The 11,661-nt window shown below is 43.8% G+C and carries 10 protein-coding genes; 7 read left to right on the top strand and 3 right to left on the bottom strand.

The window, feature by feature from the left end:
• Window positions 1-33: 33 nt before the first annotated feature.
• Window positions 34-1,227 (bottom strand): acetate/propionate family kinase, encoded by a 1,194-nt coding sequence (locus MHN79_RS15560; RefSeq protein WP_239173636.1) that lies wholly within the window; start codon window positions 1,225-1,227, stop codon window positions 34-36.
• Window positions 1,228-1,490: 263 nt separating this feature from the next.
• On the opposite strand from MHN79_RS15560, the gene cueR reads away from it, so the two are divergent.
• From cueR to MHN79_RS15545, 3 genes are all read left to right on the top strand, one after another.
• Entirely contained in the window at window positions 1,491-1,877 is a 387-nt protein-coding gene (cueR, locus tag MHN79_RS15555; RefSeq protein WP_239173635.1) for a Cu(I)-responsive transcriptional regulator, read from the top strand.
• 104 nt (window positions 1,878-1,981) lie between these two features.
• Window positions 1,982-3,871, top strand: coding sequence for a DUF294 nucleotidyltransferase-like domain-containing protein (locus tag MHN79_RS15550; protein ID WP_239173634.1), 1,890 nt, complete (start codon window positions 1,982-1,984; stop codon window positions 3,869-3,871).
• Between the two features lie 6 nt (window positions 3,872-3,877).
• Window positions 3,878-4,597: a 3'-5' exonuclease gene (locus MHN79_RS15545; protein WP_239173633.1), complete on the top strand. Its 720-nt coding sequence runs from the start codon at window positions 3,878-3,880 to the stop codon at window positions 4,595-4,597.
• Between the two features lie 37 nt (window positions 4,598-4,634).
• Here MHN79_RS15545 and MHN79_RS15540 read toward each other — a convergent pair whose 3' ends face one another.
• Both MHN79_RS15540 and MHN79_RS15535 read right to left on the bottom strand, forming a co-directional pair.
• A complete protein-coding gene (locus MHN79_RS15540; RefSeq protein ID WP_239173632.1) occupies window positions 4,635-5,960 on the bottom strand; it encodes a hypothetical protein in 1,326 nt (441 codons plus the stop codon).
• Between the two features lie 267 nt (window positions 5,961-6,227).
• Window positions 6,228-7,799 carry a BCCT family transporter gene (locus MHN79_RS15535; RefSeq protein WP_160928168.1) on the bottom strand — a complete coding sequence of 524 codons (1,572 nt, stop codon included), beginning with the start codon at window positions 7,797-7,799 and terminating at the stop codon, window positions 6,228-6,230.
• A gap of 412 nt (window positions 7,800-8,211) precedes the next feature.
• Between MHN79_RS15535 and MHN79_RS15530 the strand changes: the two genes are divergently transcribed.
• The 4 genes from MHN79_RS15530 to emrD all read left to right on the top strand — a co-directional run bounded on the left by MHN79_RS15530 (window position 8,212) and on the right by emrD (window position 11,659).
• Entirely contained in the window at window positions 8,212-8,688 is a 477-nt protein-coding gene (locus MHN79_RS15530) for a MarR family transcriptional regulator (protein ID WP_239173631.1), read from the top strand.
• Window positions 8,689-8,762: 74 nt separating this feature from the next.
• Entirely contained in the window at window positions 8,763-9,809 is a 1,047-nt protein-coding gene (locus MHN79_RS15525) for a GGDEF domain-containing protein (protein WP_239173630.1), read from the top strand.
• Window positions 9,810-9,957: 148 nt separating this feature from the next.
• Window positions 9,958-10,266 carry a cysteine-rich CWC family protein gene (locus MHN79_RS15520; protein WP_239173629.1) on the top strand — a complete coding sequence of 103 codons (309 nt, stop codon included), beginning with the start codon at window positions 9,958-9,960 and terminating at the stop codon, window positions 10,264-10,266.
• A gap of 187 nt (window positions 10,267-10,453) precedes the next feature.
• The gene (gene emrD / locus MHN79_RS15515; protein ID WP_239173628.1) at window positions 10,454-11,659 is read left to right on the top strand and encodes a multidrug efflux MFS transporter EmrD; all 1,206 of its coding nucleotides are present in this window, start codon (window positions 10,454-10,456) and stop codon (window positions 11,657-11,659) included.
• The last annotated feature ends 2 nt before the right edge of the window (window positions 11,660-11,661 follow it).

The following is an 11,661-nucleotide window of genomic DNA, read 5'->3' as shown; positions in this document are numbered from 1 at the left end:
CTAACGCTCGCTTTTGACTGTCTGTTTTATCGTTTAAAGCAGCTCAACCGATTGCTTGGCGATCACGTATTCTTCATTGGTTGGGATCACCATGGCCACGGCGCCAAGTAACTCGGATTTGGCGATAATACCAGATTGACCAAAGCGAGCGGCTTGGTTGGCTACTGCGTCTTCCACAAAACCGAGCAGTTTAAGGTTTTTAATGATTTCGCTGCGAATCGGCAATGCATTTTCACCAATGCCGCCGGTAAAGACGATTGCATCCAGCTTATCGAGCGGCACAAGGTAGGCGGCTATATATTTTGCGACTCGGTAAGTAAAGACATCAAAGGCCAATTTCGCGCCTTTGTGCCCTTCTTCCATGGCCTCAAGTATGCCTCTGGCATCTGAAGTTAGCCCAGAAACCCCGAGAAAACCCGATTTCTTATTTAGGGTTTCAAACACGCTTTCTTGGCTCCAACCCTTCTTGATCAAAAATTCGATGATCCCTGAATCTAAATCCCCGCAGCGCGTGCCCATCATAAGCCCAGCCAATGGCGTAAAGCCCATAGAGGTATCAACAGAGCGGCCTGCACTCACGGCGCACACCGAGGCTCCATTACCTAAGTGCACCGATATAATATTTGACTCTTCAACCGTCTGACCAAGCATTTTCGCCGCTTCACGGCTGACATAATAATGGCTAGTGCCATGAAAACCATAACGGCGAATGCCATGCTCTTTGTATAGCTGCTGTGGAATGCCGTAAGTAAAGGCTTTATCTGGCATACTCTGGTGAAACGCAGTATCAAAAACGGCAAATTGCGGCAAACTTGGAAATTTATTTAACGCTGCCTTAATTCCCTTAACGCCCGCAGGATTGTGCAGCGGAGCAAGGGCAGATAAAGCGTCAATTTCAGCCAGTACCTTATCATCAATGCGAACTGTGGAGGTAAACTTTTCACCGCCGTGGACAATTCTATGCCCTACTGCAACCAATTGTTTTGAAAGCCCTAAGGATTCTATCAGGCTTACAATTTGCTCAATCGCATACTCATGATGGTTATCTTTTGCTTTAATCTTGTGTTGCGTTTTGGCGCCTTGGTGTTTCCAGCTAATAACGGCTTCCGCTAGGCCGAAGCACTCGCCCAAGCCAGAAATAACTTCTTCGCCTGTCGAGGAATCAATAACGGCAAACTTAAGGGAAGAACTCCCTGAATTAATCACTAAAACAAACGATTTGGGCATGAGCGATATCCTGTAATAGAGCATAAGTGGGAGTAACTTCTCCCTCGTCTACCATAATCTTACTCAATATTTTTTTAATGCTTCAACTTTTTTAAAGTCTTAGAAGTATGCAAACCCATTTTCGTTGATCAAGCACAAGCTAGGCTTTAATTTGTCAGCGAAATTTATGCTGTCAGTAGACAGGCAAAGCAAGCAAAGGGACTTGAGGTGCGAAAAAAGATCAGTCATAGTCACCTTGTGAGTGAACACGCAAAGAGGTCAGCATGAATATAGGAGCGGTATCCAAACTTACTGGCTTATCAAGTAAGTCTATTCGCCTTTACGAGGAGAAAGGAGTGATCAGCCCGCCTAGTCGCAGTGATGCGGGCTATCGCGAGTATCATGACCAACACATACAAGAACTTAATTTGGTCTCTCGTGCTAAAAATGCAGGCTTTTCGCTTCAAGAATGTAAGGAATTTGTCCAACTGGCCCAAAACCCCAAGCGCACCAGCCGCGCAGTTAAACAAAAAGCGCAGCAAAAGCTTAATGAAGTAGAAGTGAAAATTAGCCAGCTACAAGAAATACAGCAGCAGCTTACTTCGTGGATCAATGCATGCCCAGGCGATGAAGGAAGCCAGTGCCCTATTATTGAGGATCTCACCAAGTAGTTTGCTAATCACAGCATTTTTCTGTGAGTTTTTAGGCGCCTACCATGAAGTCCCTCATAAGATCATGTAACATGTAAAATAACACAGTTACATCGGACACCTTCATGGAAGCAGAACTACTGGACATAAAGAATTTCCTGTCTCAACACCCACCGTTTGATGAGCTCGACGATGACGTGCTTAACTTCGTCGCGAGTAATGTTGAGATTTCTTATTTTCGTGAAGATACGCCGGTTATCCATTTTGGTGATGAAATCCATGATCTTTACATGGTGCGCAGCGGTGTGGTCGAAGTCTATCGGCGCAAAGGCGAGCTGTATAACCGCTTAGATGAAGGCGCCCTATTTGGCCAAATGGGGTTGTTAACCAATAATAAAGTGCGCTTTCCAGCCAAAGCCATTAAAGATACTCTGCTCTACTGTATACCTGAATCTGCTTTTCAGGAGCTCTACGATAACCATGAGACTTTCGCCGATTTTGTTGAAGTAGAAGACACGGCTCGTCTGCGCCAAGCTGTCTCCAGCAGTAATGAGCAAAACGATCTCACCACTTCTAAAGTTCGCACCCTGTTAAAAGGCGAAACACCTTTTCTTGAAAAAGATGAAACCATTCAAAATGCTGCGATAAAAATGGCCGATGAGAATGTGTCCTCCTTGCTGGTTATCGACCCAAATATTCTTGAAGACAACGAAGAAGATCAATCTCCTTTGGTCGGCATTATCACAGACCGAGACTTATGTACTCGTGTATTGGCTGAAGGCTTGGACCCAAACGACCCAGTTTCTAACGTGATGACCACTGAAGTCATCTCACTTGATCACAATGCCTATGTGTATGAAGCCATGCTCACTATGCTTAGGTACAATGTGCATCACCTGCCGGTATTAAAAGATAAAAAGCCGATCGGCATTGTCGAAACGACCGATATCGTCCGCTATGAGTCGCAAAACTCTTTACTCTTGGTGAGCAGTATTTATCAGCAGCAATCCATCGAAGAGCTGGCTTCACTCGCCGAGCAAGTCAAAGACAGCTTTGTAAGACTGGTTAATGAAGATGCTAACTCACATATGGTTGGCAGCGCCATGTCGGTGATTGGTAAAAGCTTTAAGCAAAGAATCATAGAGCTGGCAGAAGAAGAGCTTGGAGAGCCGCCAATTCCCTATTGTTTTCTGGCCCTTGGCTCTATGGGGCGCGATGAACAAATATTGGTCACAGACCAAGACAACGCCATCATCCTTGATAATAGCTATGACAGTAAACAGCACGGCCAGTATTTTGCCGACTTGGCCAAGAAAATCTGCGACGGTTTGGATCGCTGCGGCTATACCTATTGTACGGGTGATATTATGGCGACCAATCCAGTTTGGCGCATGACGCGCAGCGAATGGGAAGAATGTTTCTCTGACTGGATTGATGATCCCAACCCTAAAGCTCTACTTAATGCTTCTATCTTCTTTGATCTTGTGGGTGTCTATGGCCGGCTAAAATGGGCTGAGCAACTCAATGGTTTTATTGTTCGGCGAGCACGGAAAAATAACCGTTTTCTTGCCTGTCTCGCACGCAACGCCATGAACCGCACTCCTCCGCTTGGCTTCTTTAAAGCCTTTGTGATGGAACAAGACGGCCAGCATAAGAATTCGATCAACCTCAAGCGCAGAGGCACAGCCCCACTTGCCGATCTGATTCGAGTCCATGCCCTTGCGGTGGGTTCTCGGTCAACAAACTCATTCGAGCGCTTAGATGATATTCATGAAGCCGGCATTTTACCCAAAGGCAAGGCGCGAGATCTCAAAGATGCGCTTGAGTTTATCTCCATGGTACGGATACGCCACCAAGCCTACGACGTCGAAAACGAGATTGAGCCAGATAACAACATAGAACCAGAAAACTTGTCTGACTTTGAGCGTCGTAACCTTAAAGATGCCTTCCAAATTTTGAGTAACGCGCAAAACTTTCTCAAGTATCGTTACCAAGCCAGTAATAATTTCAAGTAGGTGCAAATGATCAATAATCTCATCAATGCTTCTCATATCAACTGGCAAAAAGCATTTGATATCAAACATAAGCAAAGCAAAGATTCAGCACTGAAAGAGTATTATGCCGCCAGTGTACCTAGCTCTATGACTCCTATTGAGGAGACGACTTTTTTGGCGATGGATTTTGAAACCACGGGATTAGACTCTAACCATGATGACATCATCACCATAGGGACAGTCCCCTTTACTCTTAATCGCATTTTCCTTAATCAAGCTCGTCATTGGACAGTAAGACCTCGCCAACAACTTGCGGAAGAATCTGTGGTTATTCACGGCATTACCCATAGTGACATACTCGATGCACCCGATTTAATTGAGATTTACGGACAAGTGTTAGAGCAAATGGCAGGCAAAGTCATGGTCGTGCATTATCAGAGAATCGAGCGGGAGTTTTTTGACCGAGCGCTGACCGATCGCATCAACGAAGGTATTGAGTTTCCGGTTATTGATACCATGCATCTAGAAACTCTTTACCAGCAGCAAGCCAATGGCAGTTTTTTAAAGCGATTGATAGGCAAAAAGCCTGAATCCGTACGCCTTGGGGCAAGCAGAACCCGCTATGGCCTGCCCAATTACACGCCACATCATGCACTGACTGATGCCGTCGCAACCGCAGAATTACTGCAAGCTCAAATAGCCCATCACTACAAGCGCACCACAAAACTCGGGGAAGTCTGGATATAACCAGACTTCCCCAAATAATCATGCACTTGCTACTTATTTAGCTCTTAACGTTAACAGTCCAACCTTTACTTGTTAACGAATCAATTGCACCTGTATTTGTCGCAGGTTCCATCGTATTCCCCGTTAAATGTACATTTAAACTGCTCTGTGAGTTACTCGAAGATAATCCATTAGCGTCGAGTACATTTAGAATTGAGTCAACATAATCAGATGTGAATGTTTCCGTCTTAGAATCCAGCAATATCCGGCCTAGTCCATTGGGTAATTTAGTTACCAATTGGTCTGGAGGAGTGGCATCATCCCAACTAAATGATGTTAACCCATTAGGCAAATCACCCATAGACCCGCTAATCGTCACATCTTGCCCAAATGACATTGAGGTTAGCTTTCTTGGTAGCTCTGAATACATGCCAATAAGGTTAAAACCATTGCCAAGGGTCAGAGTGGTTAGGCTAGCAGGCAGTTCAGATATTGTACCGTAAACTGCATTTCCATCTTTGATGCTAAGATAGTATAGAGTACGTGGAAGTGCAGATATATCCCCAGTGACTGTCCAATTGTATAAGTCTAGGCTCTTCAGATTAGGCGGTAAATCACCGAGCTCATCGCCTTGATATGTGAGACTATCATTATCGATACGCACCCACTCAAGCGAGCGATTAAGCTCAGACAACCTACCATTAAGTGTGTTCTTGTAAATGTGGACAGACTTAATTGATGAAGGCAGATCCGCAAGACTACCGATGAAGTCTGCCGTAGAGCCGAGGCTTAAGTCGTTGATTGAACTAGGCAGAGAGGCAATACTGCCTGATATAGTCCCACGATTGTCGCGATTTCTTAAGTTTAACGAAGTAAGATTAGGTGGTAAGTCCGCTAAATCTCCTTCCAGCAACTCGGCATCAATATCTAGCTCCTTAACACTGTTTGGTAAATTTGATAGAGAGCCGGTAAATTCGGTTACTTGCTCAACTTTCAATCTTGTCGGCGAAGCATTTGTCAAACCTGACGTGTCGATCTTTACATTTCCTGAGATATCAATCGTCGTTTTACATGGCTCATAGCAATGTGATGTTAACAAAATCTCACCAGTATAACTTCCGTCATAATCATGGCTATAATGATCGTAAGAATACCGTATTTCTTCGACCGTCCCATCCCCCCAGTCGATCTCAGTATAGAGATCACCTCCAACGCTAAGGCCCTTTAATGTAACCTGCCTCGCTTCTAAAACATCAAAAGCATCTTTTTTAGCAACAAACTCAGGACCACTGCTACTACTACCACCACCACACCCGATAAGTATTACGGGCAAGCTTGCTAAGCATAAAAGCTTCAATGAAAACCCTTTATTTGGAATATTCATTTATAGTCACCATTTATAAAGCTATTAATATCGATAAGTTGCAGCGAACTCTATCGAAAAGCGATATAAGGAGTGAAACGAAATACGCGGAAATGCAGGGAAAAAAGATAAATAGCAGCCAGTAGTTTTTTATCTTTTTTTAGGCCTATCGCTATAGGATTGAAATAAGGTGCTTTTTGGTCCAGTTTACTACGTGAGCAATAGGTAAAAACTAAAAAAGGGCGATTAATCGCCCTTTGTTATAGTTAGTAGTTCTATTACTTAACGCTAGTATTTTTCTGTGCGCATACCCATAAGTAAGCTCACACACATAAGTAGCAGGATAAAGGTAAAGGGTAACGCAGTAGAGATAGCGCCAGCTTGTAAGCCTTGAACGGCTTCAGTACCACCGATCCAAAGTAGCGCAACAGCGATCGCCCCTTCCATAAATGCCCAGAAAACACGTTGTAGAACTGGAGCATCCACTTTACCACCAGCCGTAATGCTATCGATAACCAAAGAACCAGAGTCCGATGAGGTAATAAAGAATACCAGAACCAACACGACGGCAATCACAGATAGCACAGTGCCAAATGGTAGTACGTCAAACATCTGGAACATAGCTAAAGAGACATCGGTAAGCCCGTTTGCGCCCAACTCACCTACGTTATTCACCACCTGATCGATAGCTATACCACCAAAGACTGACATCCAAAGTAGAGTGACGACTGAAGGAACAATTAGCACAGCTGTCATGAATTCTCTCACCGTTCTACCCTTAGACACACGAGCGATAAACATACCAACAAATGGTGACCATGAAATCCACCATGCCCAATAGAAAACAGTCCAACCTTGGAACCAGGCCTCATCTTCGCGGCCGTGAGGGTTGCTGAGCGGGATAATATTTTCAACATAGGCCATCAAGGTCGTACCTATGTTACCAAACGCTACGGCGTAACCAATCAAAGCCACCATAATAAGCAATAAGAAAGCGACGATCATATTGATATTACTAATGACCTTAACACCACCATCAATACCACGAATAACAGATACCACCGCAAGCAGAGTCACAATCGTAATAACGGCAACTTGTAACCCCATGTTGGCTTCAAAGCCAAATACATGATGAATACCACTGGCAGCTTGCTGCGCTCCTAGCCCTAACGAGGTCGCCAAACCAAATAGTGTCGCTAATACAGCCAGAATATCAACAATATGCCCAGCCCAGCCCCAAGCTCTATCGCCGAGTATTGGGTAGAAAATAGAACGAATTGATAGCGGAAGACCTTTGTTGTAGGCAAAAAAGGCGAGAGATAAAGCAACCACACCATAAATCGCCCAAGGGTGAAGACCCCAGTGATACATAGTTGCGCCCATGGCCAGTTTCGCTGCTTCTGCTGTATTGGCTTCAACACCTAATGGCGTTTTGTACCAACCAGTAAAATAAGCGACAGGTTCTGCAACACTCCAGAACATAAGGCCGATACCCATTCCTGCAGCAAATAGCATAGAAAGCCAAGAGACATAGGAGTAGTCGGCTGTGGCATCTTGCCCACCCAAACGAATCTTGCCTAGCGGCGTAACAATAAGAGCGATACAAAATAGGACAAATATATTACCTGACCAGATGAACAACCAATCAAAGCTGCCAATAATCTTCCATTTTACTCCATCAAGCAGCGCTTTTGCTGATTCTGCATCCATGAGCGCTGTCATGAGTAAAAACAAGCCAATCAGGCCTGCACTAATTCCAAATACAGGGTTATGTACATCAAACCCCCACTTTTGGACATTATCTTGACCGACCGTGTAGTCAGTACTGTCGATACTGTACTTATCTATACCTTTAGTCATTATTCCTCTCTTGTTGGTTTTCTTCCCTGACCAAACCCTCAGATAGAAAAATCGTTAGTGATAAAAACAAATTTCTCTATATCAAGGCTCAATCAATCCGCTATCATTGTACGCACAGATACGCATCATTCCAGTACTTTCGTACCATTTGTAGTATTTTCAAACAAAAAAGACACTAACAGAAGATAGTTTAATCAATAATGAAAAATCTAAACATCGAGATTACGTTTGACTTCTAAACATTTGACCACATCACATTTACAGCTAAAATACTGAAATGACGTTTCATAAACACCATGCTATCCACTAAGATGATAGTCCAGTTTGATATTTATCATTTGCAAGGCTTCAAATACTGCAAAATTTGATGTATTTTCTCGCCTCCACCGCTTTACTAATATAAGGAACAAGATTGGAAAAGCACGAAGAAGTTCTTATCTCAATTCGACAGATCATCCGTGCCATTGATCTGCACTCGAAAAGGCTAAGTAAAGAATCTGGCTTAACTGGGCCACAATTGATTTTAATGCGTTCAATAAGAGAGCTCGGAGAAGTCACTATTCGTGAGCTTTCAAACCATACCAACATGAGTCAAGCAACTGCGACGACTATCTTGGATCGCCTCGAGCGCAATGAGCTTGTCAAACGTGTTCGTAGCGTACAAGACAAGCGTAAAGTTCATGCTCATTTGACTGACAAAGGCAAACTGGTCTTAGAACAAGCTCCTACACCGCTTCAGCAGAATTTTATTAATAAGTTTCAGCGACTTGAAGAGTGGGAGCAATCACTACTTTTATCCTCAGTTCAACGGATTTCCTCGATGATGAACGCTGAGGATATCGATGTGGCCCCTGTTTTAGAGATAGGAAGTATCACGACGCCTGAATAACTCTGCCTGCAAAATTGATTTAGCCATACTTAGGGCTTACGTTTTATACAGGGCTAAACGTAAACTCACAAAGTATGATGGGAAAAAAATACAAACTTCAGGCTGATCATACCGATGCTATCCTAGACATACGTAGGCAAAAGCAAGTACTGAAGTTTGTCGCAGCAACAACATTAATATTCTTTGTACCTATTGGGATTAACAATATCCTGATCGGTGAAGTAATGCTGGGCGCTATTCTACTTACTTTCGAAATCACTCTTTTGCTCGAAGTGAGCGCCATTGTATACAAGCGTAAAGGCTTTTTCGGCCATACCCTTCCCCTTATCTTGCTTGTGACGTCCATGATTATGGCCATTCACATATTTGGTACGTTAGCCACATATTGGGTGTTCCCCATTATCATCAGTGTGGTTTTCCTGTTACCCATAAAACTTGCATTAAGCGCTAATGTCGTTCTTTTAATAGGGTGTACCTTAGCAGCACTTCCTCATCAACATCTAGCGACTACTTCCAGATACGCTTTTTCTCTGCTTGCTACAGCGGTTATTGCTCATGTGATTGTTCAAGCAATCAAGAGGCTGCAAAAAGAACTCCGATATCTTTCAGAACGTGATAGCTTGACTGGTGCTCTCAATCGGCACGAGCTTCAAGAACACTTAGAGAACGTCTGCGCTAATTACCCAATCTCATCAGTCGCCCTGATTGATATTGATAACTTTAAGAAAATCAATGACCAATATGGGCATGATTTCGGTGACAAAGTTATCAAACAAGTAGTGGGGGTCATGTATCGTCATATGGAAGAGTCCGACCTACTGTTCCGACTAGGCGGAGACGAGTTCCTACTGGTGTTGCCAGAAAGAGACCAGTTTGCCGCAAAAAATACCATGATATACACGGGCCAACATATAGAGCAAAGTGAGTATCCCGAAGAAGCGAAAGTCACTATTAGCTCTGGTGTCGCCCAACTTGTTAACAAAGAAAGTGTGGAAGATTGGGTAAAACGTGCCGACATAGCCCTTTATCAGTCAAAGCATAACGGCAGAAATAAAGTATCGCTCTACAGTGGCCCCCTCCCATCAAACAAAGAAAAAGAAACCTCAAAGTTTCTTATATAGTTATTCGATTGTGATAAATACCCGTTTTAGCCATCGCTTACTCTAAGATCCTCAAAAGTAGAAATTTCTAATAATGATTGCAGTTTTAACTGTAAGGTATAGCATTGTCCGACACTAAAAAATTGTATACAGGCATAGGGAGCTAAACTTGAAAACGCCCTGCATAGCAGCATGCAAAAATGATCGCGGTATCTGTAGTGGATGCTTGAGAACCATGGAAGAGATCTTAGAATGGAGAACCTTCTCGGACACAAAGAGAAATGAAATCATCGATGTATTATCAGGTGACACTTCTGACCATAGTTGCCCTTCTTGCAACGGGCCAGCTAGCTGTGATTTAGCCCAAGGAAAGCAGACATGTTGGTGCTTCTCACTTGAGAAACGCATTCTTCCGACCGAACTTTCTTCCGGCTTATGCTTGTGTAGAACATGTCTAAGCAAACTTGAAACTGCCTAGATTATTGATTATATTTTCTAATCCAAATCATAGAATAATATCTTGCTTAAAATCACATTTACTGTTGCAAAACCGTCAACATAATTCTAACATCTCTCACATTCACAGCTAGAAGTCTCTATTTTATATGGCTTTAGCATAAATAGACTAGTTATATCATTTACTTATAAGCCTTTTGTTAATTGAAATGAACGCATCATATAAAGTTATTAAACTTACATTGTTTATCGCGCTTTTAGCCGCCGTTGGCCAAATGACGCAAACAATGTATGTGCCTTCAATTGGCTATATGGCTAGTGAGTTTCTTGTCTCACCAACTAAGTTACAAGCAGTGATGGCCTGCTACCTCATTCCATATGGCGTATCACAGTTTGCTTATGGTCCCCTCTCCGATCGCTTTGGGCGCAAACCAATAATCATTTTTGGCCTTGGCATATACATTATCGGTAGCGTGGTAGCATTGTACGCTGAAAGCTTCGAAGCATTTTTAGCTGGTAGCTTTATTCAAGGGCTAGGTATAGGGAGTGGAGGCGCAATGTGCCGTACACTCTCACGAGATGTATTCTCTGGAAACGACCTTCACAAAGTAAATAGCTTAATCAGCATGTGTATTATCTTTTGCCCTCTCCTAGCCCCTGTACTAGGAGGCTACTTAACCGAAAGCTTTGGCTGGCGAGCGAGCTATCTCTTTTTATCTCTGTTTAGCCTTGTGGTCGTCATCGCGATAATGACTCGGTTCGATGAAACTCTGCCACCGTCTAAGCGCCGCAGCGAAGCCGTTATCCATAGCTATCGTTATGTTCTGTCCAATTCAAAGTTTCAAGGTTACTTACTCTGCTTAGTAGCCACCTTTTCCGGAGTCGCAATTTTTGAAGCAGCAGCGGGCGTGCTTCTCGGAGGAGTATTAGGGCTTCCTGCAACCGTAGTAAGCATACTATTTGTCATACCCATTCCTGGTTACCTGATAGGGGCCGCTATATCTGGTGTAATCGCAACAAGAAAGAGCGAGAAGTCTGCACTGCAAGTTGGATTAATCGCTATTACCGTAGGTTCGCTGGTGGTCTTTATTCCCGGTCTAATGGGACTAACTGATGCTCTAACGCTGGTAGGAGGCGCCACGATCTACTTTCTCGGAGCTGGTGTTTTGTTCCCTGCAGCAACAACGGGGGCCCTCTCCCCTTTCCCTTATCATGCAGGAACAGGCGGCGCGCTGTTAGGAGGCATCCAAAACTTAGGGGCTGGAATGGCAACTCTGCTTGCCTCTATGATACCGTCGCCCAACCAGATGCCACTTGGGTGTCTGATGCTTTTGATGTCAATCCTTGCCGTCGTTGGGTTAACAAGGGGGTATCGTAACCAAGATCCTGTCAAAGAGAGCTCAGCGACAGTCTAGGT

It is taken from the genome of Vibrio sp. Of14-4 (assembly GCF_022347625.1).
GTDB lineage: Bacteria > Pseudomonadota > Gammaproteobacteria > Enterobacterales > Vibrionaceae > Vibrio > Vibrio pristinus.
Note: the sequence above shows the minus strand (reverse complement) of the source record. Positions and strands in the feature narration are given on the sequence as shown.

What these genes read in the sequence shown, in the direction of transcription:
- MHN79_RS15560 (WP_239173636.1), bottom strand. Translation starts at nt 1,227, where the DNA reads ATGCCCAAATCGTTTGTTTTAGTGATTAATTCAGGGAGTTCTTCCCTT.
- cueR (WP_239173635.1), top strand. Translation starts at nt 1,491, where the DNA reads ATGAATATAGGAGCGGTATCCAAACTTACTGGCTTATCAAGTAAGTCT.
- MHN79_RS15550 (WP_239173634.1), top strand. Translation starts at nt 1,982, where the DNA reads ATGGAAGCAGAACTACTGGACATAAAGAATTTCCTGTCTCAACACCCA.
- MHN79_RS15545 (WP_239173633.1), top strand. Translation starts at nt 3,878, where the DNA reads ATGATCAATAATCTCATCAATGCTTCTCATATCAACTGGCAAAAAGCA.
- MHN79_RS15540 (WP_239173632.1), bottom strand. Translation starts at nt 5,960, where the DNA reads ATGAATATTCCAAATAAAGGGTTTTCATTGAAGCTTTTATGCTTAGCA.
- MHN79_RS15535 (WP_160928168.1), bottom strand. Translation starts at nt 7,799, where the DNA reads ATGACTAAAGGTATAGATAAGTACAGTATCGACAGTACTGACTACACG.
- MHN79_RS15525 (WP_239173630.1), top strand. Translation starts at nt 8,763, where the DNA reads ATGATGGGAAAAAAATACAAACTTCAGGCTGATCATACCGATGCTATC.
- emrD (WP_239173628.1), top strand. Translation starts at nt 10,454, where the DNA reads ATGAACGCATCATATAAAGTTATTAAACTTACATTGTTTATCGCGCTT.